At 44.5% G+C, this 25,432-nt stretch carries 23 protein-coding genes and 1 tRNA gene; 17 read left to right on the top strand and 7 right to left on the bottom strand.

Annotation, left to right across the window (positions count from 1 at the left end; translation table 11 throughout):
• The first annotated feature begins 282 nt into the window (after nt 1-282).
• Both ARA78_RS09790 and ARA78_RS09795 read left to right on the top strand, forming a co-directional pair.
• Complete coding sequence (locus tag ARA78_RS09790) at nt 283-1,719, top strand: DUF3137 domain-containing protein (RefSeq protein ID WP_055146648.1); 1,437 nt, start codon at nt 283-285, stop codon at nt 1,717-1,719.
• 44 nt (nt 1,720-1,763) lie between these two features.
• The gene (locus tag ARA78_RS09795; RefSeq protein WP_055146645.1) at nt 1,764-2,324 is read left to right on the top strand and encodes a LemA family protein; all 561 of its coding nucleotides are present in this window, start codon (nt 1,764-1,766) and stop codon (nt 2,322-2,324) included.
• 33 nt (nt 2,325-2,357) lie between these two features.
• On the opposite strand, the gene ARA78_RS09800 is transcribed toward ARA78_RS09795, so the two are convergent.
• Nucleotides 2,358-2,431: transfer RNA gene (locus ARA78_RS09800), tRNA-Pro, on the bottom strand.
• Nucleotides 2,432-2,770: 339 nt separating this feature from the next.
• Between ARA78_RS09800 and ARA78_RS09805 the strand changes: the two genes are divergently transcribed.
• The 7 genes from ARA78_RS09805 (at nt 2,771) to ARA78_RS09835 (ending at nt 7,941) form a co-directional block, all read left to right on the top strand.
• On the top strand, nt 2,771-3,943 hold the full coding sequence (locus tag ARA78_RS09805; RefSeq protein ID WP_055146641.1) for a glycosyltransferase family 4 protein: 1,173 nt from the start codon (nt 2,771-2,773) through the stop codon (nt 3,941-3,943).
• 369 nt (nt 3,944-4,312) lie between these two features.
• Nucleotides 4,313-4,699 carry a GntR family transcriptional regulator gene (locus tag ARA78_RS09810; protein ID WP_055146638.1) on the top strand — a complete coding sequence of 129 codons (387 nt, stop codon included), beginning with the start codon at nt 4,313-4,315 and terminating at the stop codon, nt 4,697-4,699.
• 4 nt (nt 4,700-4,703) lie between these two features.
• Nucleotides 4,704-5,390 (top strand): ABC transporter ATP-binding protein, encoded by a 687-nt coding sequence (locus ARA78_RS09815; RefSeq protein ID WP_004849959.1) that lies wholly within the window; start codon nt 4,704-4,706, stop codon nt 5,388-5,390.
• A 206-nt stretch (nt 5,391-5,596) separates the two neighbouring features.
• Entirely contained in the window at nt 5,597-6,367 is a 771-nt protein-coding gene (locus tag ARA78_RS09820; RefSeq protein ID WP_055280456.1) for a hypothetical protein, read from the top strand.
• Nucleotides 6,368-6,390: 23 nt separating this feature from the next.
• Complete coding sequence (locus ARA78_RS09825) at nt 6,391-6,603, top strand: hypothetical protein (protein WP_055280457.1); 213 nt, start codon at nt 6,391-6,393, stop codon at nt 6,601-6,603.
• A gap of 142 nt (nt 6,604-6,745) precedes the next feature.
• Nucleotides 6,746-7,420: a DUF3793 family protein gene (locus ARA78_RS09830; protein WP_055280458.1), complete on the top strand. Its 675-nt coding sequence runs from the start codon at nt 6,746-6,748 to the stop codon at nt 7,418-7,420.
• 89 nt (nt 7,421-7,509) lie between these two features.
• On the top strand, nt 7,510-7,941 hold the full coding sequence (locus tag ARA78_RS09835; RefSeq protein ID WP_055146627.1) for a flavodoxin: 432 nt from the start codon (nt 7,510-7,512) through the stop codon (nt 7,939-7,941).
• Nucleotides 7,942-8,161: 220 nt separating this feature from the next.
• Here ARA78_RS09835 and ARA78_RS09840 read toward each other — a convergent pair whose 3' ends face one another.
• Nucleotides 8,162-8,875, bottom strand: coding sequence for a DUF6198 family protein (locus ARA78_RS09840; protein ID WP_055146624.1), 714 nt, complete (start codon nt 8,873-8,875; stop codon nt 8,162-8,164).
• 254 nt (nt 8,876-9,129) lie between these two features.
• Here ARA78_RS09840 and ARA78_RS09845 point away from each other — a divergent pair, with 254 nt between their 5' ends.
• The 3 genes from ARA78_RS09845 to ARA78_RS09855 all read left to right on the top strand — a co-directional run bounded on the left by ARA78_RS09845 (nt 9,130) and on the right by ARA78_RS09855 (nt 13,273).
• The gene (locus ARA78_RS09845; protein ID WP_055146621.1) at nt 9,130-10,005 is read left to right on the top strand and encodes a LysR family transcriptional regulator; all 876 of its coding nucleotides are present in this window, start codon (nt 9,130-9,132) and stop codon (nt 10,003-10,005) included.
• Between the two features lie 161 nt (nt 10,006-10,166).
• Entirely contained in the window at nt 10,167-11,795 is a 1,629-nt protein-coding gene (locus tag ARA78_RS09850) for a GGDEF domain-containing protein (protein ID WP_207641798.1), read from the top strand.
• Nucleotides 11,796-11,923: 128 nt separating this feature from the next.
• Nucleotides 11,924-13,273, top strand: a complete 1,350-nt coding sequence (locus ARA78_RS09855; protein WP_055146616.1) for an MATE family efflux transporter — start codon at nt 11,924-11,926, stop codon at nt 13,271-13,273.
• 84 nt (nt 13,274-13,357) lie between these two features.
• Here the strand turns inward: ARA78_RS09855 and ARA78_RS09860 are convergent, their stop codons facing one another.
• Nucleotides 13,358-13,906, bottom strand: a complete 549-nt coding sequence (locus ARA78_RS09860) for a type III toxin-antitoxin system ToxN/AbiQ family toxin (RefSeq protein ID WP_055146613.1) — start codon at nt 13,904-13,906, stop codon at nt 13,358-13,360.
• A gap of 423 nt (nt 13,907-14,329) precedes the next feature.
• Between ARA78_RS09860 and ARA78_RS09865 the strand changes: the two genes are divergently transcribed.
• The 5 genes from ARA78_RS09865 to trpS all read left to right on the top strand — a co-directional run bounded on the left by ARA78_RS09865 (nt 14,330) and on the right by trpS (nt 18,618).
• Nucleotides 14,330-15,001 carry an AzlC family ABC transporter permease gene (locus ARA78_RS09865; protein ID WP_242849709.1) on the top strand — a complete coding sequence of 224 codons (672 nt, stop codon included), beginning with the start codon at nt 14,330-14,332 and terminating at the stop codon, nt 14,999-15,001.
• Nucleotides 15,002-15,010: 9 nt separating this feature from the next.
• Nucleotides 15,011-15,334 (top strand): branched-chain amino acid transporter permease, encoded by a 324-nt coding sequence (locus ARA78_RS09870; RefSeq protein WP_022217304.1) that lies wholly within the window; start codon nt 15,011-15,013, stop codon nt 15,332-15,334.
• A 241-nt stretch (nt 15,335-15,575) separates the two neighbouring features.
• Entirely contained in the window at nt 15,576-16,475 is a 900-nt protein-coding gene (locus ARA78_RS09875; RefSeq protein ID WP_022217305.1) for a serine O-acetyltransferase, read from the top strand.
• An 11-nt stretch (nt 16,476-16,486) separates the two neighbouring features.
• Nucleotides 16,487-17,461, top strand: coding sequence for an ATP-dependent 6-phosphofructokinase (locus ARA78_RS09880; RefSeq protein ID WP_022217306.1), 975 nt, complete (start codon nt 16,487-16,489; stop codon nt 17,459-17,461).
• A gap of 95 nt (nt 17,462-17,556) precedes the next feature.
• Nucleotides 17,557-18,618 carry a tryptophan--tRNA ligase gene (gene trpS / locus ARA78_RS09885; protein ID WP_015533736.1) on the top strand — a complete coding sequence of 354 codons (1,062 nt, stop codon included), beginning with the start codon at nt 17,557-17,559 and terminating at the stop codon, nt 18,616-18,618.
• Nucleotides 18,619-18,964: 346 nt separating this feature from the next.
• Here trpS and ARA78_RS09890 read toward each other — a convergent pair whose 3' ends face one another.
• The 4 genes from ARA78_RS09890 to ARA78_RS09905 form a co-directional block, all read right to left on the bottom strand.
• On the bottom strand, nt 18,965-21,082 hold the full coding sequence (locus tag ARA78_RS09890) for a YhgE/Pip domain-containing protein (protein ID WP_055280460.1): 2,118 nt from the start codon (nt 21,080-21,082) through the stop codon (nt 18,965-18,967).
• The gene (locus ARA78_RS09895; protein WP_055280461.1) at nt 21,079-21,729 is read right to left on the bottom strand and encodes a hypothetical protein; all 651 of its coding nucleotides are present in this window, start codon (nt 21,727-21,729) and stop codon (nt 21,079-21,081) included. The genes ARA78_RS09890 and ARA78_RS09895 overlap by 4 nt, the downstream gene beginning before the upstream one ends.
• A gap of 21 nt (nt 21,730-21,750) precedes the next feature.
• Complete coding sequence (locus ARA78_RS09900) at nt 21,751-23,892, bottom strand: YhgE/Pip domain-containing protein (RefSeq protein WP_015533739.1); 2,142 nt, start codon at nt 23,890-23,892, stop codon at nt 21,751-21,753.
• An 86-nt stretch (nt 23,893-23,978) separates the two neighbouring features.
• Complete coding sequence (locus ARA78_RS09905) at nt 23,979-25,289, bottom strand: glutamate-5-semialdehyde dehydrogenase (RefSeq protein WP_055280462.1); 1,311 nt, start codon at nt 25,287-25,289, stop codon at nt 23,979-23,981.
• Nucleotides 25,290-25,432 lie beyond the last annotated feature (143 nt).

A 25,432-nucleotide genomic window follows, 5' to 3' on the forward strand; every position in this document is an offset into this window, starting at 1 on the left:
TGTGAAATAACATTTAGGGGGATAAAAAGCTTTCGTTGCTCAGATAGAGGCGCCCTGAGAAAAAATGGAGACAGAGGTGGGGACGGAGGTACCTGTCCCCTCCGTCCCCGCCTTCATTTGTGGGATGCGGAGTCGCCGGTTATGTTATATTGAGCAGATAAGTGCCGTCTTGCACGCATTTGACTGAAATTTTACACGGCGCTGATAGTGGACAGATGTGAAAATGTTTTATAGTAAATCAAATAATAGTTGATCTGGACGGGGATAAAGGAGAAATCACGGATGAAAAAGGAACACGGGGACAGACTGGCCCGCGCACTTGAATTTGCAAATGAATCAGCTGAGTATCATGTCAGAAACTATGCGGGTGGGACGCTTATGCCCGGAGATGCATATGCCGATCTGCCGATAGATGAGAGAGACCGGGTGTATCTTGGACCGGATGCCGGAGCGCCTAACATGTATTCCAGAATATACCGCAGTCAAAGAGAGAAAGAGATGCGGGAGCAAGGGATGACAAATGAGCAGATAAAGCTGAGGTGGGAAGCGCTTGATGCCATGTGGCGCCGGGAGATAGAGGAGAGGCTCTACGGGGAAACCAGACAGAATGACCGGTCAGAGGATGTTATATCAAGATACGAGAATGAAGGATTGCCCAGTGATTTTCAGAGAAGAAGCGATCAGGCGGATGCGAAGAGAAGGGCAAAATGGCTCGGGATCCGAATAGTGCTCATAACCGTAGTAGTGGCGATCATAGCGTTCACGATACTTAACGAGGCCGGGCTGATAGACGGTATAAGTATAACTGAGCAGATATTTGACAGGATAGAGCAGATATTTGGCGGTATGGACAGCATATCGTCAGGCAGTGCGGGAACTGGTGTTGGAACAGATTCAGAAAATCCCGGCGGGCTGGTGATCGTATACGGGGTAGTTATCTTCCTTATATTCAGATGGGTGAATAAGAGCAAAAAGAAAAAGGTGGATATTCCAAATTCCGGTGTGATTTACACGGAGCTGATCCCACAGATTATCAGGAGACGTTATGGGGAGGACAGCGTATACAGACATCAGGGCGGACTTCCTGATGAACAGATGAGGAGACTGAACTGTTTCGGTGGCAGACCATTTACACTTGATGGACAGCCTTTGCCGGTTATCGGACGTGACATGGTGGAGGGAACATACAGAGGTGTCCATTTCAGGTGCAGTTATGAGTACATGGAGTACGAGTATTATTACGAGGACAGCGATGGTGACAGAGAGAAAAAGATCGACAAATTATTTGGCGGGCTGGTTGTTGAGATACCATATAGAAAAAGTTCATCGGCTTTGCTGGGAGTCATGGGAAACTCCGAACTGGAGATGAAGAATATATTGAAGTGCGGTCTGGAGCGTGGCGCAGTGGGAAGAATAGAAAAGACAGAAAACGAGAACTTTAATCTGCTGTTCACTATAAACTGCAATGACGAGGAGAATATATTTTATATGCTTACACCGGATGTCATGGAGAGGCTGGCGGCACTTTATCCAAAGGAGAAGGCCTCTCTCCATGTGACATTCGATGGGGACAGATTGTACATGTGTATAAGCAAGAGTGATAAATACATGGTATTTGACGAGGAGAAAAATATAAAAAGTATGAGTGATGTGGAGGCTTATCTGGACAAATACCTGCGCATGCTGCAGGAGACGATGGATGCGGCTCTGTTACTATAGAAGAGAAATTGTGAAAATGAGCAAAAGTACACGGAGGGAAATGTATGTTTACAATATTATTTAGCAAAGGTGTGTTCGTATTTTGTGTGTTGGTGGTAATAGTTTTGATACTTTTAGCGTATGCGATAAAGACTGCAAATGCTCTGAAAGCAGCGGAAAATAAGGTGAGAGAGCTGGACTCGGATGTGGATATTGCTCTTGCAAAGAGATATGATCTGCTCACAAAACAGTATGCGATGGTAAAGACTTATATGTCGTATGAGAGCGAGAATCTGATAACAGCGATAAAGCTCAGAAAAGGCATGACACCTGATGAGAAGACCGGGGTAGAGAAACTTATGAAAAATGCCTCGGATCAGATAAATGCAGTTGTGGAGGCGTATCCGGAATTGGCGGCGGGCAAGAATATAGAGGTCCTTCAGAACAGCTGCACAAATGCGGAGGAGCACATCCAGGCGGCAAGAAGACTGTACAATGCAGGTGTGACAAATTATAACAATCTGTGCAGCCAGTTTCCTTCTTCGGTGGTTGCGGCCATAACGGGTCACAATATGGTGGAGTATTTCAAGACTGATGCGGATAAGAGATCAGATGTGATATTTTAGCAGGGAATCCAGATGCTTTTGTGCATAAAAAAATCGGTGCGACGGGATTCGAACCCACGACCTCTTCGTCCCGAACGAAGCGCTCTACCAAGCTGAGCCACGCACCGAGTGTGTTTATCAACACTGCCATAATAGTATAAGAAGATTCTGGAAAAAATGCAAGGAGTTTTCTAAATAAATTGTCAAGAAATTCACCCAGGAATATCCGAGAAACTTTTGTGAAACTGATAATCAATCAATGACAGATAACTATCCGTTTATGGGGGGACCGTAGATACATTTTTGGGGTGCCCATAGATACAATTTATATAATATTTAGATTTGTTACAACGAAAATTTATAAGTGTATGGCAGAGTAATAACCAGAAAGTAGTTGATATGAGGATAAGGTGCAGGTGGTGATGGACAGAATGAAAGCCGCCTGAAATAGAAGGAGACGATAGATCATGAAGATACTTATTACTACGGACTGGTATGAACCTGTTATAAATGGAGTTGTGACATCGGTTGTAAATCTGTCAAATGAACTTAAGAAAAGAGGACATGAGGTAAAGATACTTACACTCTCGAGAAATCACCACACATATATAGTTGGAGATGTGATATATGCGGCGTCAGTAGGTGCCGGAAAGATTTATCCGGAGGCGAGGCTTAAGATGCCTGTTATCAAGGCGGTCATAGACAAACTCATAGAATGGAAACCAGATGTCATACATTCCCAATGCGAGTTCTCAACCTTCTTCATGGCGAAGAAGATAGCAGATGAGACAAATGCGCCGATAGTGCACACATACCACACGATATACGAGGATTACACTCATTACTTTTCGCCAAATGCAGCGTGGGGACGCAAAGTTGTGCAGAAACTTACCAGGATGTTATCATCGAGGGTCGATGCCATGATAGCACCAAGCAGGAAGATAGAGGATGTGCTTAAAAAGTATGATGTGTTATGTCCTGTTGAGGTGATCCCCTATGGAATCGACATGAATAAATTCGGAAAATACATTGGAACGGACAGCAGACACAGAATCAGAGAGCAGTACGGACTCAGTGATGACCAGACAGTTCTTCTCTATGTTGGCAGATTGGCGAAGGAGAAGAATATCCAGGAGATACTTAGATGCCAGAAGAGAGTGCACGGGTATGGTACAATCCTCATGATAGTTGGAGACGGACCATATAGGGCGGAGGTAGAGGAACAGGTAAGAGCGCTTGGAATCTCAGAGAGTGTGATATTTACAGGCATGATCGAGCCTGATAAGGTGGCTGAGTATTATCAGGTTGGTGACTTCTTCGTAAGTGCATCCACGAGCGAGACTCAGGGGCTTACATATGTAGAAGCTCTGGCAGCGGGAGTGCCGCTTCTGTGCAGAGAGGATCCGTGCCTTGTAGATGTGGTTGATCCGGGAAAGAATGGCTGGAAATTTACTGATGAGGAAACATTTGAAACTGCGCTGGTGAAGTGGCTTGATATGAGTCCTGCTTTAAGGCATCAGCTCAGACGAAATGCAGTGCAGTCGGCATATGAATTCTCCACATCGACATTTGCAGACAGAGTTGAGAAGCTTTATATGAATGTGTGCGAGCTGCAAGCACTGGTGCTGAGGGCTTGTTAGAAATTTAATTTGTATGAATTCTCTAGTGGCTGTTGGGATAACAAGGGAAAAGATATAAAATTATCTCCAAATAGATGAAAAAGCTCTAAAAAAGAAAAAATTTTAAAAAATTATCCGTAGGACACAGAATAATGTGTTTTATGGATAATTTTTTATCTTTTAAGTGAAAACATTGTATATGAGATAAAATGTAGGTAATAAGCAAAGATGGCGAGATGACCTGATGCATGAGTTACTATCTAGATGACAAAAAACTAAAAAAATATGCTTTATTTAAAAATACAGTTGACAACACCATGATACTAGTGTACTATTCAACTAGTACAGAGGTACAGAAGAGCTAGACAACATACAAGGAGGAGGTGTGTGATGGAATTTAAGACGAATATCCCCATATATCTTCAGGTCATAGAGGATATAAAGCAGAAGATCATAGCGGGCACACTGCCTTTGGGATCTAAGCTTCCGTCATCAAGAGAACTTGCCATAGAATACCAGATAAATCCGAATACTGCAGCGAGGATTTACAGCGAGATGGAGTCTATGGGGTTGTCCTATACCAGACGTGGAATAGGAACATTTGTGACGGAGGATGACAAGGTCATAGACGACCTGAAAAAGGAGAGAATAGAGGAAATCATACAGAGCTTTGATGAACAGCTCACCGGTATGGGGTTTTCACAGGACGAGATCCTTGAACTGCTAAAAGAACACTTTGAGAAGGAAGTAAGAAGTAATAAAAAAGAAGGGAAATGATACAATGTTAAAATGCGAACATCTTGTTAAGAAGTATATCACCACCACAGCGATATCCGACCTGTCGCTGGAGATAGAGCCGGGACACATATATGCGCTGCTCGGTCCAAATGGAAGTGGAAAGTCAACACTTATGAAGATCATAGCCGGCCTGGTCAAGCCGGACTCAGGAACTATCACAATAGATGGAGTGCCTATGACATACAGGTCAAAGAAGGACATAGCTTATATGCCGACGGAGGCGTTCTTCTTCGGATATATGAACTGTAAGGACATAGGAAAGTATTACAAAGATTTCTTTGATGACTTTGACTATGACAAATACATGGGACTGCTTGCTGAGATGGAGCTGAATCCGGATCAGAAGGCGAAGAGCATGTCTTCAGGAATGCTGGCAAAGCTCAAGATAGCGGTTACTCTGTCCAGAGACAGCAGGATCGTTATGCTTGATGAGCCACTGAATGGAATAGACATCATAGCTAGGGAGAAGATCATCAGCACGATTGTCCGGAATATATCGGATGACACAGCCGTGCTCATGTCAAGCCACCTTGTGGATGAGCTTGAGAGGATCGTGGATCACGCATTCTTTATCAAGAATGGCACCTGTGTGCTTCAGGGTGATGCGGAGGAGCTGCGAGTGAGCAGGGGCAAGTCGATAGTTGATATGTATAAGGAAATATATGCTTAGGAGGAACCGCTATGAACGAAGTTCATAATAGGAATCGGTTCCGACGACCTGCCCCGCTCGTGTGAGCGAGAGGAAGCACCATGCACCGAAGGTGCATTTCGCAATGGTGCTGACGACTTGCCTTCGAACGAATGTGAGGAGGCGGTACTAGTAGGGGCGATACATATTGGATAGTTAAATTTGTTGATGAAGGAGAGATAGATATTATGTTAAAGATGATGAAATATGAATACAGACGTGGAGTATTTTCACTTCTGGTGGTTATAACGGCTCTTGCGGCAGCAGAATTGCTGTTCCTGATTGGAATATTTGCAGAAAAAGATCTGCTAACTGGACTTGGTATCACCTTCCTTGTGCTGGGAGGCTGGGCTTCGTTTATGTTCGTCTTGATATATGGTGTGATAATATACAGTCAGGATCTGAAGAACAAGACTGGGTATATGGTGTTTATGACGCCAATTTCAAATTACAAGATTATCGGGGCAAAGCTGCTTTCAATCCTGCTCACCGGTGCGACACTCGTGGCCTTTCTTGGACTGCTTATAGTTGTTGATTATAACCTGCTTAAGTCACATAACGGCGGTGTAGCTGGTGCTGAGATTGTGCTGGATGAAATTCTGGGGACAAGAGGATTATCAATAGGAAGTGTCATTGCAAATGTTGCAGGGCTTATAGCAATAGCACTTATTCAATTCTATACAATGATCACTATAGCGTACCTTGCAGTGTCACTGTCTTCAACAGTACTTCAGAACAAGAAGATAAAGGGTGTTGTCAGCTTTATACTTTTTGTGGCTCTTTATGTGCTGGTGAGCTACATAGCATACAAGCTTCCGCACCTTGGGAAGAACGTGCAGGTGGAGACTATGCTTGACGCGATGTATAAGAACATACCGCAGCTTATTCTCTATGTTGTATGCATGATCGGCAGTTATATAGGAAGTGCGACACTGCTTACTAAGAAGATCAGCTTATAATGTAATGAGAGGAATGCATTAAGATGGCAGTAGATATGAGGAATGGTGATGTGATGAAATGGTTTAGATACCTGGTTACAGGAGTCTGCACAGGAGTCTGCACAGGAGTCATAGTAGTGCTCCTTGTACCTGTGGCTGTGTGTGGGATCTGTGCATATGGTGTGTGGCGGCTGCTCAATATGGTAACAGGCGGAAATAAAGAGCCACGCAGGACGATGATAAAGCAGAATTTATAAATGTATATTTTTAATCAACAAGATAACCCGGAGTGAGAAAATGTCTCACTCCGGGTTATTGACGTTCGGGGAGGAATCATGTAGTATTTTCACTAGAGTTAGACAAGGCTAACCAAACCTATTTGCCACAAGGAGGTTTTGTATGAGTGAAAATACATGGGAGATCATGAAGGGCATGGAGCTCGGTGACGTGGAACTTCAGATGGCACTTCAATGTGCACCGGTGATAACGGGTGTCAAGGTGTCAAATCTGCTGAACATAGAACTCAGCGGATATCGTCAGATGGTGGAGATACTGAAGGACAGTGATATATGTATGTACACACTGGGAGCAACCTGTGGCAGGGTAAATGTATTTATCTACAATGCGGCAAAGCTCAGGGCATTTGTCCGGAGGGATGATGTGCAAAGACTTATGTCTGAGCTGGGATATGAGGACATGGAGCTTTCTGAGATACTTGCGGTGTTTCGTGAAAAATATCAGCAGTACTTAAAGAGCAGAGGAAGATTCACCTCAAAACAACCGGCACATGAAGATCAGGCTTGTGGCGATGGAGCTCTTGGCAAGGAGTGGTTTCCACATGAGATGGGCTTACTGCTTGGATACCCACCGGAGGATGTGGAGGGATTTATTCTGCAGAACGGAAGAAATGCACTTTGCTCCGGTTATTGGAAGGTATATGAGAATGCTGAATCAAAGCGGAGAACATTTCATATATTTGAATGTGCGGAAGAGAGACTTATTCAATTTCTTTCAAATGGACTGCATATGAGGGATATCATGGGGATGTACACGGCGAGCAGAAACGCGGCGTAGAAGTATATGGAAAGATGCAGATAAACACAGTTTACAAGGATGTATAGGGAAAGCCCCCTTTTACATATAATTTCATAAGGAGGATTATTATGAGCAAAATTAATATCGTATTCTGGACACAGGGCGGAAATACACAGATGATGGCGGAGGCTATTGCGGATGGCGTGAGAGATGCCGGAAAGGAAGCGGAGGTAGTATTTGTAAGCAGCATCACACCGGATGCACTCAAGGATGAACCAGTATTTGCACTTGGATGCCCGGCTATGGGAGCTGAGGTGCTTGAGGAGGCTGAGATGGAGCCATTTGTTGCTGAGGTTGAGGGATTTGCTTCAGGCAAGAAGATCGCACTCTTCGGTTCATACGGCTGGGGAGATGGCGAGTGGATGCGCGACTGGGAGGCGAGAATGCAGTCAGCAGGCGCAGAACTCGTAGGCGGCGCCGGACTTATGTGCCATGAGACACCTGACGCAGAAGGCCTTGAGGAGTGTAAGGAGCTTGGACGCCAGCTGGCAAATGCCTAATTGACGGACGGCACGGACGATAAAAAATAATCATATATATGCAGTCACGTTCGGCTTCCATTGATTCGACCAGTTACATATGCATGCGGCTACGCAAACGATAAGGGCGTTGTTTGCTTCGCCTTAGCAGGTAACTGATCGAACCAATGGAGCCTTCACTACCGACTGGCATATATATGGTTATTTTTTATCTGCGTGCCTGGTCGTGGGGAAAAACACTTTAGTGTCCTGCGTACTGGGCTTTGTGGCTGCCGTGGCGCTTTATGTGCGCTATTATGTATGGAGCTATTGTAACATGTTTGTCCATGGCGTTTCCAACTATGGCGATTCCCTTGCCCATGGTGAATGCAGCAAGAACTGTTCCGATTCCCAGGCCGTAGATATGACCGAGGATAAAACCTGTCATGGCAGCTGTCGTTGCAAGGCAGATCACATCAAACGAAATCTTAACCTTGGAATATTTTGCCGATATAATCTCAGACAGCTCTCTTGGGAAAAGGTCTGTCGGGATGATCGGAAGTCCACATCTGTTGGACAGTGCGATTCCGATACATATCAAAATGTAACTTATCACAAAGTAAAGGATTCTCCATGGGAGGGCAGTTGGCAAAGCCCCGATCCACATCTCATGGATATCCAGCATCTTGCCAAATACGAAACCAACTATGAAACTGCACAGGTACTGGGGGACAAATTTCCTTCTCATGATCATGAGAGTGAGAATAAGTACGCCCTGAAATATGTATGTCCAGGTTCCGAGAGTCAGTCTTGGAAGAACCAGCGAGAATGCGTATGGCACGCTGGATATTGCCGATATTCCTGCTGCAGAATAGAGCATGAGAACCACTCCGAAACTGTTGATGGTGACTGCTGTTATCAGGGCGATCTCGCCCCACATGTTATGCAGATGTGCATTTCCTGATTGAGTATTCATTTTCTGCTTTTCCTCATTTCTTTCATATATGATGCGTTTTATAACATATACTTTGATTTCCCCAGCATCAGGGGAGCTTTAATTGTCTAAGACTTCATATATATATCCCTGCGGTTTTTGATTGTAGCACCGACAACATCATATAACAAATAAATAGTTTTTATGGTTTGATAGATTTTGTCTATAAAAAATATTCGGATTGTATTAAAATATGAATAGGATCATGTATAAATAATGAAAAGGGGGAGTTATAAGTGAACCTGTCATATATTAGATATTTTGTTGAACTGGCCCATGTTCAGCATTATACAAATGCGGCCAGAAATCTGAATATAACGCAGCCAAGCCTCAGTCACGCAATATCCCAGCTTGAGGAAGAACTTGGGGTAATGCTTTTTGAAAAGAATGGGCGCAATACGGAGCTCACTGCATTTGGCAGAGAATTCCTTGCATGTGCAGAGCGTTCGCTTGGCACGCTTGATGCGGGGGTGGAGTCCATACAAAAGGAGGCTGCCGGGGATGGCGTGATACGGCTTGGTCTCATAAGACCTCTTGGAATGGAATTTGTACCGCGTCTGGCAGCGGAGTATTTGAAGAAAGCTGAAAACAGAAATGTGTCGTTTACATTTCATACAGGGACCACAGGGCAATTGCTTGATGATCTTGCGGCCAGAAAATATGACATGGTTTTCTGTTCAAGACCGCCTGAGACGATGGGATTTTCCGCCGTTCCTGTCGGCAGACAGGATCTTGTTGTCATAGCACCGTCGGGACATTATTTGGCAGATAGGGATTCGGTGACACTTGAGGATACACTTGGATATAAACACGTATATTTTTCGAAGGGATCTGGAATGAGAAGCCTGGTGGATGAGATGTTTGAAGGACTTGGCAAAGCTCCTGAGATAGCATGCGAAACGGAGGAGGATGAGGTCATAGCCGGACTTGTGGCAGCAGGGTTTGGAATAGCGGTAGTCCCTTACATGGATATACTCAAAAGGCTTGATGTGAAGGTTCTTAGCATAAAACATCAGCTGGTTGACAGGCTTTATTATGTTGTTCATGACAGCCGGACATATATGTCCCCTGTGGCGACAAAATTCCATAAATATGTGTTATCTAGTAATTGACAAATTAAGGTATGATATATAGAATGGTTCTCATATGAACTTATAAAATTGAGAAAATGTTGCACAAATCAAATTGTACAATTACTACAATAAATCGCCAGGAAGTTTAAGGGGGCGCATAGTTAGTGGATAGGACTGCTGTATTTAATATAGCATTTGAAATGTGGGGAATATTAATCTGTCTGTTTGCATTTGTGGTTATATTCCTTCAGAAGAATAATAATAGAGATAAAAAGAATGTGAGTCTATGTATGGAGGCTGCATGTATCATCCTGCTGGCTGCAGATATGTTGTCATGGTATTATCAGGGAAAAACAGGACAGACAGCCTATTACATGCTGAAGATAAGCAATTTTGCCGTGTTCTTTATCAACTATTTATATATGACTTTGTTTACGTTTTATCTTCTTGTCATTCTCAACAGAGGAGAGACGAAGATGCCAGCGAAAGCAAGGGGCGTGGTAGTTCTGAGTGCTGCTGGGATAGTCCTGCTCATTATATCCCAGTTCAGTGACAAGCTGTTCTATTATATAGATGATAACAACTTCTATAACAGGAGCAGCGGTTATCTGTTGTCGCAGCTTATTGCAGCAGCAGGACTTGTTCTAAGTTTTTCGATACTTTTGCAGTATAAAAAAAGACTGGAAAAAAGAGTTTTCTGGTCAAGTGTTTTGTATTTTATCCTGCCATGTATATCCACGGTTGTTGTCATATTCTATTATGGGATTTCATTCCAGACGATATCTGTGGTGGCTTCTACACAGATCATGTTTGCAGTTGATATGGTCGAGATGGACAGATCACTTGCGAGATCCAGACAGGAGGTTGAGCGTACAAAGTACGAGGCTGAGCATGATCTTCTGACCGGCATGTACAACAAGACAGCCGGAATGCAGAGGATAAGAGAGTATATAGATAACATGACTGACGAAGATAGTGCTTCTCTTGTATTTGTGGATATAGATGATTTCAAGAGTGTAAATGATACATATGGTCACGCAGTTGGTGATTACTGGATTGAGAAGGTGGCAAAGTTTCTCCGGAGTGACTGCTATGAAGAGGACGTTGCCTGCAGGTATGGTGGAGACGAGTATGTTGTGCTTCACAAGGGCTTATCGGATATATCTGTTCTGGAGTCAAAGGTGATAAGATTTGCCAGAAAACTTCAGCGCAAGACAATGGAGAGAGGGCAGAATGTCCATTGCAGTGCTGGTATATGTCAGATCAATGGTTCAGGATTCAGCACAGAAGAGTGTATGAATGTCGCGGACACTGCGCTGTATGAAGCAAAAAAGAAGGGCAAGAATGTCAGCGTGATCCACAGCATCAACAGGGATGGTACGGACAGAGTGACCGTACTTGACAAGATAGAGTCTGATATAAAAAAGGCTCAATCCAGGGTAGAGGCAAGGATCGCATATATGTATACTGATATTATATATGTTAATTATGAGAACGATAAATACTGTGTTATAAAAGGCGATTCTGAGCTGAACAATGCTGTATCTTGTGCGAATAACTACGATGAAGTAATTGGATTGATAAGTAACCGGTTTGACTCGGATCGGTCAAGAAAAATAGTCAGAGATTTTCTCAGCCGTGAGCGCATGGAGAGTTACACAGGCGGCAATACGGAATATCAGACAGAAAATTTCCTCAGAGGGGTTTTGTCAGTCAGCTGTGCAAACAACCATGGGGGTGCAAGCCTTATACATGCTATCCCAGTGGAAGAGGATGGTGACAGAGGCTACTTTGTGGTCGTACAGGATCTTGACATATATGCTGGTTGAAGTATAAAATCATACATAATAATTTTAACGAAAACAAGTTGGTGGATTTTTCCGGATCAGGTCATCTTTTCGCCCCACAACCGCAAGGTTGTGGGGCTTTATTTATGCCATCCGGGGATGGAGGTTTTATGAACGAGAATTTTATGAAAGAAAAGCCGGTGTTCCCACTTTTGATGTCCATGGCACTGCCTATGGTTATATCGATGATGGTGAATGCTTTGTACAATATAGTTGACAGTTTCTTTGTGGCTAAGATAAGTGAGGATGCGATGACAGCACTTTCGTATGTATTTCCACTGCAGAATTTTGTAAATGCTGTGGCGATCGGATTTGGTGTTGGAATAAACGCGGTGATAGCCATATATCTTGGAGCCAAGGACAATGAGCGGGCAGATCGTGCAGCTAGTTGGGGGATGTTTCTTGCTGTTATACAGGGAATAGTGATGACAGTCGTGTGTATTGCCATTATTCCATCGTTTCTCAGAGCCTTCAAGGCAAGTGGAGACGTCCTTGACCTTGGCTGTCGTTATGCTGACATAGTATTTGGATTTTCTATAATTATTTCGGTTGATCTTGCATTTGAGAAGGTGTTCCAGTCGGTTGGACGCATGATAGTTACAATGGTTGGACTGATGGGCGGCTGCATTGTGAATATAGTGCTTGATCCGCTGCTGATATTTGGTGCGGGACCATTTTCTGAAATGGGTATAGAAGGCGCTGCACTGGCAACTGGCCTGGGACAGGTGTTTACACTGATCATTTATTTTATTGTGTACTTTGGAAGACCGATAAATGTGAAGTTCGGCATAAGGCATTTGCATGAGGGCGGTCTGATGGTGAAGAAGCTGTATGCCATAGGCATACCTGCTATACTCAATATGGCACTGCCTTCTCTGCTCACAAGCGCACTCAACGCCATACTCAGCATGTATTCGGCAACTTATGTCATGATCCTAGGCGTGTACTACAAACTTCAGACATTCCTGTATATGCCGGCAAATGGAATCATTCAGGGAATGCGTCCTATCATAGGCTATAACTATGGTGCCGGAGAGCATGCCAGGGTGAAGAAGATATTCACCATAACGCTTGCATTAAATGTTGGAATCATGCTGGCTGGAACAGTTGTGTGCCTACTCATCCCGGAAAGGCTTATAGGTATGTTCACAGAGAATGTGTCTACAATAAATGCGGGTGGGACAGCACTGCGCATCATATGCGCCGGATTTGTAGTGTCGGCTGTGTCGGTAACTGCATCGGGGGCACTTGAGGGGTTGGGGAAGGGAACTCCGTCCCTGCTCATATCCCTGCTCAGATATGTGGTTGTCATAATCCCGGCTGCATGGATACTTTCAAGGCTTTGTGGTTTCGGACCTGCTGGTGTGTGGAATGCGTTTTGGGTAGCAGAGCTTATAACGGCTGTGTGTGCGGTGTTTATATATAGAGGGGCTGTGAGAGGACAGAGAGAAGTGGTTTAGATAAATTGAAGATGTAATACAAATAAAGTCACGACGTTGATGCTGAGTGGTATCTGTCCGGGAATCCGGGGATATCAGTGCAGATTAGGTCGTGACTTTGTTGTATTTATCACACACTATTTCTAATTCGTTAAAAGGTAAACAATACTTTCTTATTTTGAAAGGTTCATTGCTAATATACTGGTTATATAATGTTATTGCTTTATTCGCTATTTCTCTAGAGTGATCCTCTTCGTTTACATAATCAGATATAAATTTTAAGTCTCGTTTTCTATTTTTCTCCAAACGAGAGTCATTTTTTCTTATAGAATAATCATCCATTGGTAAAAGTTGTTTTTCTGTAACAGGAATCATATCAATAAAATTTATTCCGCTTACAAAACGTCCGGTTTCGGTAATGACTTTTGTATAACCAGCGTTGTTATGTAGTGTTTTCCTTTTCTGAGGCTTGCCGTCATGTCTTGTTATCGGAATGGCATACATTCTACTATTAATCATAACAATGATGCCAATAAAGTGCCTGTTATCTTTGCCTAATTGAGGGCTTACAGATGGTACATGATCACAAACTTTATGTAGTTCTCGTATGTATTTCATATCTATTCGATATAGATGTAAACGATTTTTTGTCATATATTCCTCTTTAAATGAAAAATTTGGATGTAGGGGCTTACTAATAAATAAAAAAGGCTATGCGCATAATGCACATAGCCAATAATTGTAGTTCCACCTCGGTAGAACTAACGCTTTTCGTATTCCACTTAACGGCAGGAGCCTCCGATTGACTATGATTATAACATATACAAAAGAAATGTCAATTTCCCTATTAGGATTACAGTTTTATAAAAGATATATGTCACTGAGAATACATGAGAGCGGCTTGGAATTCAAGGGACTTGAAAGAGAGTTAATGAAAGCTTTAGAAAAGTATACAAAACGGAGAATTTGAGCTACAAATTGAGCTATTGCCCATCAAACATTTAGTATGTTAGAATAGTTGTGGTTATCCTATAAAAACACTAGGATAACCACGATTGTTTTGTTGGAGGAAAAATCGTGGGAAATATATTCAGAAAGGCATTCATCAAATCAATCCCAATCATGTGCAGCTATTTGTTCGTCAGCATGGCATATGGGATCATGATGGAGAATGCCGGATTCAAATGGTATTATTCATTGCTGGTCAGTTTGACGGTGTACACGGGGGCGTACCAGTTTGTGCTTGTGACACTGCTTTCAAGCGGAGCCTCCATACTCACCATGGCGCTCACTGCATTTCTGATGAACAGCAGGCAGAGCTTCTATGCGCTGACATTTGTGGATGAGTTCAACCGCATGGGAAAGCGGAAATTATATATGATACATACAATGACGGATGAGACTTATGCTGTGAACTGCACCTTGCCGGACACTGGTAAGGAGAAACAGAGCATCATGTTCTGGGTGGCTTTTTTGTCGAGGTGTTACTGGATGATCGGTGCGGTTGCCGGGGGAATCCTGGGGCAGATCATTCCGTTTGATATGACGGGGATTGATTTCTGTATGACGGCGCTGTTTGTCATCATATTTATCGATCAGTGGGAGAAGGCGGAGAGCCATATCCCGGCGATTGCGGGAATTGTGATAGCGGCAGTGTGTCTGCTGGTAGTTGGACCGCAGTATTTCCTTCTGCCGTCACTCATCATAGCGTCAGCGGTGCTTGTGGTGTGGAATATGAGGAGAAAGTAGGAAAATATCATGAATACGAAATATATATTGATAGGAATTGCGGTGTCGGCAGTTGTGACATTTGCACTGAGGGCACTTCCATTTGTCATATTTAATGGAAAAAGACAGATGCCGGAGATGCTGGTAAAGCTTGGGAAGGTGCTTCCGGCGACCATCATGGCGGTGCTCATAGTGTACTGTCTGAAGGGGGCGGTGGCGGCTCCGGTGGCAACTGGAATACCAAGTCTCGTTGGCGTTCTGGTGACAGGCGGTACATACAAATGGAGGCACAATACGCTTCTGAGTATCCTGCTGGGGACTGTGAGTTATATGGTGATGTTGCGTCTGGTATGAGAAAAAGAGGAGTGGAAAAATTCCATTCCTCTGAACCACTGTTTTTAGCAGTAATCTCTGCAATCGGATTGCGGATAATTTGTACGCATAATCCCACTATTGAATGAATGTGCATAATTTGTTAGAATAGCTGTGTGTTTATCGACTTAAGCACATATTATAATATGAAGATATCATCGCGGCAGATTTTGGCTGGGCAGGTGATATTGGGAGATATTATTAGAAAGGATCTGAATAAGTAATGGATAGATCAGATAAACAGAGAATTGAGGGAATCGTGCAGAGGATATTGGATGATTTCGGCGATGACAGAGCCATCAACAAGACGGATCTGTGCAACGAGCCGGATAAGACAGCCATTATCGATGTGATCGACAAACTCATGAAGATTCTGTATCCGGGTTATTACAGCGACAAGCTGTATAAGATATACAGCTTGAAGAATAACATGTCTGTTATCATAGAGGATGTAATATTCCATCTGAAGAAACAGATCATGATAGTTCTCAGGTATTGCAAAAAGTTTCCTGAGCTCACAGATGCTGAGCTTGAGGATAAGGCGATGGATATAACATATGAATTCATGGATAAGATACCTCAGATAAGAGACTATCTTGAGACTGATATCCAGGCGGCATTTGACGGAGATCCTGCTGCGGGCAGCAAGGATGAGGTCATACTTTCATACCCTGGACTGTATGCCATATCTGTATACCGTATGGCACATGAGCTTTGTCTGCTGGATGTGCCGATGATACCAAGGATCATGACTGAGCACGCCCACAGCGTGACCGGAATAGATATTCATCCGGGGGCCACCATAGGAAAGTATTTCTTTATTGACCATGGTACTGGAATCGTTATCGGCGAGACGACTGTTATCGGCGAGCATGTGAAGATATATCAGGGCGTGACACTTGGAGGACTCTCTACACAGGGAGGTCAGAAACTCAAGGGAGCCAAGAGGCATCCAACCATCGGTGACAATGTAACCATCTATTCAGGCGCGTCCATCCTTGGAGGAGAGACTATCATCGAGGACAACGTTGTTGTGGGTGGTAATACATTTATCACCAACTCAGTAGAGAAGGATACAAGGGTTACTGCCAAGAAGCAGGAGCTTCAGTATAAAAATAATTAGAGGACATACAAATGAGTGACATACGAAAGATAGCGGTTCTGACCAGCGGAGGAGATGCTCCGGGCATGAATTCAGCTGTGAGGGCTGTGGTTGTATCAGCCATCAACAGTGGAATAGAGATAGTCGGTGTGATGCGTGGTTACGAGGGACTTATTGACTGGGAGACACAGCCGCTTGGCCTGGCGGACGTCAGGAACATAAACAATCAGGGTGGAACGATACTTTTCACCAGCAGAAGCGAGCGATTCCTACAGAAAAAATACCGCGAGCAGGCGGCAAAGAATCTGCGAGATCACGATGTAGATGCGCTTGTTGCCATCGGTGGGGATGGAACACTCCGTGGAGCCATAGCATTTCAGAATGAGGGTATCAATACCATCTGCATCCCTGGAACAATAGACAGAGATGTTGCATGTTCTGAGTATACGCTGGGATTTGACACAGCGGCGAATACAGCCATGGAGGCCATTGACAGGATAAGAGATTCATCGGTTTCCCACGGACGATGCAGCGTCGTGGAGGTCATGGGACGAAAGAGAGGCTATATAGCGCTCTGGGCAGGCATGGCGACATCAGCTGATGCCATCATAATTCCTGAAAAATGGGATGGTGACTATGACAGTATCATAGATACGATAAAGGCAAAGCATGCTGACGGAAGAAACAGCTATCTGGTGGTTGTGGCCGAGGGTGTTACAGATGCTCCAGAGCTTGCACAGATGATTCTTGATAAGACTGGTATAGAGTCGAGGGTATCGGTGCTTGGCTATATACAGAGAGGCGGACAGCCAACGGCAAAGGACAGGATGTATGGCTCACTCATGGGTGCGTATGCCGTTGATGTACTCAAGAAGGACAAGGCAAATCGTATGATAGCTATCAAGAACGATATACTTATAGACTATGATATAAAAGAGGCAATTGATATACAGAACAATCAGATCGATTCCTTCCAGTATGAGCTGAGTAAGCTGCTGGCCGAGTAATCGGTGAGGCTGGCAGTGGGTAAAAAATAAGCTGACTGATTATAAAAAGATATATAAATGACAGGTATAAAAGATACAATATAAAGGAGAAGGTTATGAAACAGGTAATATTAACAGGCGACCGTCCTACGGGCCGTCTTCATGTGGGACATTATGTAGGATCACTTAAGAGAAGAGTCGATCTTCAGAATTCAGGAAAGTATGATGAGATTTACATCATGGTGGCTGATGCGCAGGCGCTTACAGACAACGCAGAGCATCCTGAGAAGGTCAGACAGAACATTATGCAGGTTGCTTTGGATTATCTTGCCTGTGGCATAGATCCTGAGAAGTCTACTATATTCATCCAGTCAATGGTACCAGAGCTCACAGAGCTCACATTCTACTATATGAACCTTGTAACAGTGGCAAGAGTCCAGAGAAATCCTACCGTTAAGGCAGAGATCAAGATGAGAAACTTCGAGGCAAGTATCCCTGTTGGATTCTTCTGTTATCCTATCAGCCAGGCTGCAGATATCACAGCATTCAAGGCCACAGAGGTTCCTGTTGGAGAGGATCAGATGCCTATGATCGAGCAGTGTAAGGAGATCGTTCACAAGTTCAATTCGGTATACGGTGAGACACTTGTTGATCCAAAGATCGTTCTTCCTGACAATGAGGCATGTCTCAGACTTCCAGGTACAGATGGTAAGGCCAAGATGAGTAAGTCACTTGGAAACTGTATCTACCTGTCAGAGGATCCTGCAGATATCAAGAAGAAGGTTATGTCCATGTACACAGATCCAAACCACATCCGTGTAGAGGATCCTGGTCAGATCGAGGGCAATTCAGTATTTACATATCTTGATGCATTCAGCAAGCCAGAGTACTTTGAGGAGTTCCTTCCAGACTACAGTGGTATGGATGAGCTCAAGGAGCACTACACCAGAGGTGGCCTCGGTGATGTAAAGGTCAAGAAGTTCCTGAACAATGTTCTTCAGGCTGAGCTTGCGCCTATCAGAGAGCGCCGTCAGATGTGGGAGAAGAGACCACAGGATGTATACGACATCTTAAAGAGTGGCAGTGAGGTTGCCAGAGCAAAGGCAGCAGAGACGCTTGCAGATGTGCGCCGTGCTATGAAGATTGACTATTTTGAGAACGACAATCTTTTCAAGTAAGAAATATTATAACTTTTAGCATGATTACATGTGTAAAAAGGATAAAATTCTCGCCAAATGTCCTGAAAAGTGATATTTGGGACAAAGCAAGGGAATTTTATCCTTTTTTCATGCAAATAATCATTTTAGAGATATTTTTGTGCTAATGACGAGCAAATTATCTCAAAATAAGAAAATCCTAGGGAGGTGACATATCACCCGAATGTGGAGTTAAATAACGCTGTCAATCACATATTATATCCTCACAACCACAGCTTCATACGGATACAGTCCTGTCAGTGAAATTACACAGTGCAGATGGGCGTAAATTGCAACAGTCAAAAACAGTAATTACCTGAGTCGTTAACTATATAAATAATCCGGATTTCTCCTTGCTGTGCTCCAGCTTGTCAAGAAGCTTTGCGCAAGGCTTTGCGAGCAGTAGTCCGATGACCGCTGAGATCGCAACATATATCAGCAGGGTGGCAAGACATTTGCCGTAGGTGTGTTGATACATTCCGGCGACACATTCCCTGAGGGCGTTCATGCAGTATGAGAACGGCATGAATTTGTAAAGGTACTGGTACACTGATGGGAGCACTTCCACCGGGAAAGTACCGCCTGCTCCGGCAACCTGTATGACCATGATGACAACTGCGATGGCCTCACCGATATTGCCAAATGCCACGGTGAGAGAGTAGATCAGGAATGTAAATACAAAGCTCGTCATCATGGCAGCAAGTGCAAATGCTATCGGATGTTTGCACTGTATTCCCACGTAGAACAGATCGCCCATAACGGTTATGATTGTCTGGACCTGTCCGATGACGAAGAAGTTAAGATATCTTCCGAAGAACTTCTGGTAAGGCTTCACGCCCTCAAGCTCTTCATTGTCCTTGACCTTAACGTGTATGAGTGCCACAAGTATGAGAGCACCGACCCACAGTGCCAGGACCGTGTAGAATGGTGCCATGGCTGATCCGTAGTTGGATATCTCGTATACAGCAACTGTGTTTATCTGTACCGGTGATGAGATGAAATTCACTATCACCTGTGGATTGTCCTTGATGGCATTTATGAAATCCTGGTAGCTGCTGTTAGACGTGATCGTCTGTATGTCGGCCTTGATCTTGTCTATGCTTTCTTTGAGATCCTTCAGACATTTGATCGTTCCCGCGATGTCTGAGGTTCCGTCCTTCAGAATGTCCTGATACTCGGTCAGGGACTTGCTGATATCGTTGAAGTTTCCCGGAACATTTGCCAGCACGGTCTGTGCCTGCGCCAGAGATGACTGGATATTCTCTAACGAAGATTTCAGTTCAGGCGAAAGTTCGTTATTTATGAGATCCTTCACTGAAGCAATGTCATTTGTACACTTCTTTATGTCGGACGATACCGCTTTTTTCAGTGATGCAAATTCTTCGTCCGACAGGCTTGTGTCGGATACAAGCTTTGCTAAGTCTTCGTTCAGATTTTCAAACTGAAGTTTGGCATCCGATACTATAGGTGACTGGGCTTCGATCAATCGGTTTATTGTGTCCAGAACATTGGTGCCAAGGGAACCATTGAGGTCAGTTTCGATTGACACTGATCCGATATCGTGGGTTCTTGAGAGGCTGTCCACGGTTTTACCAAGCTCTGTAAGCCTGTCAGAGATCATGTCGAGACCTGTGTTCAGCAGTGATATCGAGGTGTCTGCAACGTCGCTGCTTATGCCTGCGCTGTCACTCAGATTTCCAAGACTGCTTGAGCCGCTCTGTGCCATGCTGTCTATGCTTGGAAACAGAAGCTGAGTGGTATCGATGGCATCTGATGCAGACTCTGTGAGCAGTGAAAATGTATTCAGCATATAGACGTAATTGTCCAGCGTGGATGAGATCTGTTCCAGTTTGCTCTCAAGACCGGCAACGAGGTCTGAACCGTCTATGTTATTTCCGGAAATGAAATCTCCGGCATTTGCAAATACCTCGGTCAGCGTGCTTATGATCTTTGTGTTTATCTCGTTTTGGACGGTCGTCTTGACCTTGCCGGTTATCTTGGTGGCAATGGCGTTCTTCTTGCTGTTCTCGTAGTATTCGATATTGGGATTGACGATGTTGCCATTTAGTATGCTGAGCATGTTCGCCGTGAAGTCCTTTGGTATGATTATTCCGGCATAACATTCCCCGCTGGCGATGAGTTCAAGTGCCTCATCTTTATTATCGGCAAATGTCCAGTCGATAGTGTTGTTGTTTTCAAGACTTTCGATCACCATGTCTCCGATGGTCAGATTTATTCCGCTCATCTCGATTCCCTCATCCTCAGAGTAGACGGAGATCTTCATGAGTGAGGTGGCGGACTCTCCATACGGATCCCAGTTTGACAGGATGTTGAACCACGCATACAGGGAAGGAATTATGCACAGACCCATGACTATGGACAGTGCGACAACATTTGTGGTGATCCTGCGCAGATCAGATATGTATACACGCCAAATGTTTTTCATGATAATTCCTCCTTGTCAGCTTCTGTGTTTTCTGTGGCTTCATCCTGTTCATCCGTCTGAACCGAGTCGCCATGTTCATCCGTCTGAACCGAGTCGCCATGTTCATCCGTCTGAACCGAGTCGCCATGTTCATCTGTCTGAACTGTCTCGTTTTGCTCATCAGACTGCACAGACACACTCTGATCATTCTGCACAGCCTCAGCCATCTCAGCCACCTTGTCCTGCACGGCGGTGATCTGTGTCTGAATGTCTGTTTTTACATTTGTTATTATGTCGTCCAGCTTCTTCTTCGGTGCAGCGACTTTTGTATATATGCTGTTGATGTCGATGAGACCGTCAATATTATCTTCCGTATCCTGAAGCGAGTTAACCATCTCCTGTACCTTGTAATCCGAGTATTCCACATGTATCAGATACGCCGCGATTATGAACAGGCTGGCGATCCACAGAACAAGAAATATGATCTTGGAGCTGCCGGTCAGAAAGAGCAGGATAAGGAAGCATGCGGGAACAGTGAATATACACTTAATACCCGCCTTCAGCTTTTTTACATTTGCTGCATGGGCATTGTCTCTGAATGCAAGCACCCGGGACTTTATGTCAGATGGCTCGGTGCTGGTTGTATTTGAATTTGTATCTTCGTTCATGGGTGTTCCTCCTTATTTGCATTACATCATATCCGTATCTTCCATACGTTTCTCGATGAAGTGCATGATATGGATAAATGGTTTTCTGATTATAAGTCCTATGACCAGTGCAACCACAATGAAAATTGACAATTCAAGCAGATATTTGAACAGGTCTGCGTGATACATTCCGCCAATACATTCACGCATTGCATTTATCGCATATGGGAATGGGAAGAATATGTACACCTGTCTGAAGAAGTTCGGAAGAGCCTCTATAGGGTAGGTTCCACCGCTCCCCGCTATCTGCAGCACCATGATCACAACAGCGAGGGCCTTGCCTATGTCGCCAAATGATATGGTGAGTGAATATATCAATATTGAAAATGTCAGCCCTGCGAGTGCCGCAGTTGCCCAGAATGCAAATGGGTGCAGACACTGTATCTTCAGCAGGAACAGATCTCCAAGCACTATGACCAGAACCTGAAGCTGAGACAGCAGGAAGAAAATAAGGTATCTTCCAAAGAACAACTGGTGTGGTCTGGCATCCTTCAGATAGTCCGCATCCTTCACATGCACCTTCATGAGGGAGACGAGAATTGTCATTCCGACCCAGATGGCAAGCACTGAGTAAAATGGTGCCATGGACGAGCCGTAGTTGGCAATGCTGTAGTAGTAATGTTCCTCGACAGCAACAGGCTTTGACAGGAATGACGCCAGCGCCTCTGAGTCTCCGTTGAGGAAGGCTATGATCATGTCGGTCACCTCGCTGTCGGCGGCCTTGTTGATCTCGTCTGTGGCGGTCTGGATCTTGTCACGTATACCACTTATGAGATCGGAGAGGTCTGTGAGACTGGTGTTCATTGATGCAATAGTCACCTTATAATTGTCAAATACAGAGCTTGCACTGCTGATGGTAGAATTCAGGGTATTTAACAGATCCTGAGCGTTTTTCAGTGCATTTTTGATGTTCAGGATAATGTTGTCCATGTCAGGAATGACCTGGCTGGTAAATGTGTCATCTATGTCTGAGACAGAGTCGATGATCTGGTCGAGCTTATCTGATACGGCATTTTCTGCATTTGTGATCGCAGATATATCCAGACTATCGATGGTGTCGGCGGTGAGAGAGGAAATCTTCTTAACCTCTGTTTTTAGCTTGTCAAGCTTGTTGAGTGCATCTGAAACCTCATTCGTGTTGCTTATGTCAAGAGATTTGATATATTCGTCGACTGCATCGATCTTTTGCTGAAGTTTGTCTGCATCTGCCTTGATATTCTCAAGATCGGCAGATATGTTCTCTGCATCATCCTTCATATGGATAAGCTTTGCAGAGCTTTTCAGATTCTGTATGTCCTGCGCGATGCTGTCAATCTGATCCTGAAGAGAATTCCTGACAGTGTAGTAGGTTGAGCCCACTGAGTCTATATCAGACATGCTTGAATCAATGGCGGAACCCGCATCGGACAGAAGCTTGCTGCTCTTGTCAGTTGCGTCCTTGAGCTTTGTGCTGGTCTTGAGTTTGTTATTTGCCTTGATTATGGAATCTATGGTTTTCTGGTATCCGGCGAGATTGTCATCGACGGTCTTGAGTGCTGTGATGAAATCCGTTCCCTTGAGATCCTTCGACAGATCTGTGTCGGAGTCGTCAATGGCAGTGATAAGCTTCTGTGATATCGCCTTGACGTAGGTTTCGTTGATGCTTGTCTTGAGCGTTGAGACTGCAGTGTCGGTTATCTTAGGTGCCACGGCATTTTTCTTCTCATTTTCATAGTAGGTGAAGCTTGGATTTACGAAGTTGTCCGTCAGGGCATTGAACATGTTGTAGGAGAAATCCTCATCAATGACGACGGCGGCATAGTAGGTGCCTGATTTCACACCGCCGATGGCGGACTTTTCAGATTCCGGAAATACCCAGCCGATACTGGTCTGGCTTTTCAGCTTATCGACCACTGACTGGCCCATGTTCATCTCGTTGCCGTCCGCATCTGTGTAGCCCTTGTCCAGGTTGACGACGGCGATATTGATATTGCCGGTATTGGCATATGGATCCCAGTTTGCAAATATGTTGAACCATGCATACAGCGCAGGCAGTATGCACAGTCCAACGGCGAGAACTATTGTGAGTATACTTTTTTTGATACCGATCAGGTCGTTTTTGAATATTTTCAGTATTGTTTTCATTTTTATGTAATTCCTATTTATATAGTAAATGCATCAGCGAGGACTGATGTACATGAGAGAGTCCCCGCTGATGATCGTTTATTATTCTACAGGTCTTTGAAATGGAACTGCTTCTTTCCGGTTGCGTAGTCATCAACTATCTGTCCATGTCCGTAAAGCTTGTATTTGTAGGTTACAAGTCCCTCAAGTCCTACAGGGCCTCTTGCATGGATCTTGCTTGTGCTGATTCCGACCTCTGCGCCAAATCCGTATCTGAATCCATCGGCAAATCTTGTGGAGCAGTTCTGGTATACTCCGGCCGAATCGACAAGCTGCATGAAGAGGGCGGCGGTCTCGTTATTCTCAGTCACGATACAGTCAGTGTGATGTGAACCAAAGTGGTTGATGTGTGAGATCGCCTCCTGCACATCGTTCACGATCTTGACTGAGAGCACCAGGTCAAGATACTCGGTATTGAAATCATCGTCTCCTATGATCTCAATACCGTTCGGGCTGCTCATATTGCGTTCAGCCTGATTGATGATCTCCGCTGCCTCGGCGGTTCCGCGGAGCTTTACACCGTGTTTCTTAAGTGCTTTTGCCATGACCGGAAGCATTTCTTTTGCCACATCTCTGTGGACGAGAAGTGTCTCCGTTGCATTGCAGGCGGCGGTGTACTGTGTCTTGGCGTCTATGATGATAGGGATTGCCTTTTCAATATCCGCATCCTTGTCTATGTATGTGTGGCAGATTCCGTCTGCGTGTCCCATGACAGGGATCTTGGTGTTGTTCATTATATACTGCACAAATGCATTTGAGCCTCTAGGTATGAGCAGGTCAACGGACTTGTTGCATGACAGAAGCTCATCGATCTCGTTGTGCTGGCTTGCCTGGAGCATGCAGCCCTCTGGTGCTCCGTTTGCAACGGCTGTGCCGTAGATCACATCGAAGAGAGCCTTGTTGGTGTTGGCAGTTTCCTTGCCACCCTTGAGTACTGCGCAGTTGCCGCTCTTGATGCACAATGATGATATCTGGACCAGCGCATCCGGTCTTGCCTCGAATATGATTCCGATGACACCGATAGGGCAGGAGACTCTCTGAAGGACCAGCCCCTCGTCAAGCTCTCTCTTGAGCTGGATCTGTCCAACCGGGTCAGGGAGCTTTATGAGCTCATCGATTCCATTTGTCACGTCAGCGAGCTTGTGCTCGTCGAACTTCAGTCTCTTCTTGACTGATGCTGCGATCCCGTTCTCCTCGGCAGCAGCCATGTCCTTTGCATTTGCCGCAAATATCTCATCCTTATGTGCGATGAGTGCGTCCTTTACATGTACTAGTATATTGTTTCTTGTATCTTCTGAAAGTGCAGCCATTTTGTAGCTGTCAGCCTTCATGATGCTTGTAGCTTCCTGCATGTTCATAATATTGTTCTCCTTTATAATCCGGTATGTCATGTGCATTTATTCTGTCGTGGCACATGAGCATATAATCCATTAAATATTACCACAAGTTTGGGGAGATGACCACAGGGAAGAAGATAAAAAGAGGCCATCACATAATATGT

This window comes from Coprococcus eutactus, assembly GCF_001404675.1.
Classification (GTDB): domain Bacteria; phylum Bacillota; class Clostridia; order Lachnospirales; family Lachnospiraceae; genus Coprococcus; species Coprococcus aceti.

Coding starts and splice junctions, on each gene's coding strand:
- ARA78_RS09815 (WP_004849959.1), top strand. CDS start 4,704: ATGTTAAAATGCGAACATCTTGTTAAGAAGTATATCACCACCACAGCG.
- ARA78_RS09875 (WP_022217305.1), top strand. CDS start 15,576: ATGGATAGATCAGATAAACAGAGAATTGAGGGAATCGTGCAGAGGATA.
- ARA78_RS09850 (WP_207641798.1), top strand. CDS start 10,167: ATGTGGGGAATATTAATCTGTCTGTTTGCATTTGTGGTTATATTCCTT.
- ARA78_RS09830 (WP_055280458.1), top strand. CDS start 6,746: ATGAGTGAAAATACATGGGAGATCATGAAGGGCATGGAGCTCGGTGAC.
- ARA78_RS09790 (WP_055146648.1), top strand. CDS start 283: ATGAAAAAGGAACACGGGGACAGACTGGCCCGCGCACTTGAATTTGCA.
- ARA78_RS09840 (WP_055146624.1), bottom strand. CDS start 8,875: ATGAATACTCAATCAGGAAATGCACATCTGCATAACATGTGGGGCGAG.
- ARA78_RS09870 (WP_022217304.1), top strand. CDS start 15,011: ATGAATACGAAATATATATTGATAGGAATTGCGGTGTCGGCAGTTGTG.
- ARA78_RS09810 (WP_055146638.1), top strand. CDS start 4,313: ATGGAATTTAAGACGAATATCCCCATATATCTTCAGGTCATAGAGGAT.
- ARA78_RS09860 (WP_055146613.1), bottom strand. CDS start 13,906: ATGACAAAAAATCGTTTACATCTATATCGAATAGATATGAAATACATA.
- ARA78_RS09855 (WP_055146616.1), top strand. CDS start 11,924: ATGAACGAGAATTTTATGAAAGAAAAGCCGGTGTTCCCACTTTTGATG.
- ARA78_RS09825 (WP_055280457.1), top strand. CDS start 6,391: ATGGCAGTAGATATGAGGAATGGTGATGTGATGAAATGGTTTAGATAC.
- ARA78_RS09895 (WP_055280461.1), bottom strand. CDS start 21,729: ATGAACGAAGATACAAATTCAAATACAACCAGCACCGAGCCATCTGAC.
- ARA78_RS09820 (WP_055280456.1), top strand. CDS start 5,597: ATGTTAAAGATGATGAAATATGAATACAGACGTGGAGTATTTTCACTT.
- ARA78_RS09905 (WP_055280462.1), bottom strand. CDS start 25,289: ATGAACATGCAGGAAGCTACAAGCATCATGAAGGCTGACAGCTACAAA.
- trpS (WP_015533736.1), top strand. CDS start 17,557: ATGAAACAGGTAATATTAACAGGCGACCGTCCTACGGGCCGTCTTCAT.
- ARA78_RS09880 (WP_022217306.1), top strand. CDS start 16,487: ATGAGTGACATACGAAAGATAGCGGTTCTGACCAGCGGAGGAGATGCT.
- ARA78_RS09890 (WP_055280460.1), bottom strand. CDS start 21,082: ATGAAAAACATTTGGCGTGTATACATATCTGATCTGCGCAGGATCACC.
- ARA78_RS09835 (WP_055146627.1), top strand. CDS start 7,510: ATGAGCAAAATTAATATCGTATTCTGGACACAGGGCGGAAATACACAG.
- ARA78_RS09805 (WP_055146641.1), top strand. CDS start 2,771: ATGAAGATACTTATTACTACGGACTGGTATGAACCTGTTATAAATGGA.
- ARA78_RS09795 (WP_055146645.1), top strand. CDS start 1,764: ATGTTTACAATATTATTTAGCAAAGGTGTGTTCGTATTTTGTGTGTTG.
- ARA78_RS09900 (WP_015533739.1), bottom strand. CDS start 23,892: ATGAAAACAATACTGAAAATATTCAAAAACGACCTGATCGGTATCAAA.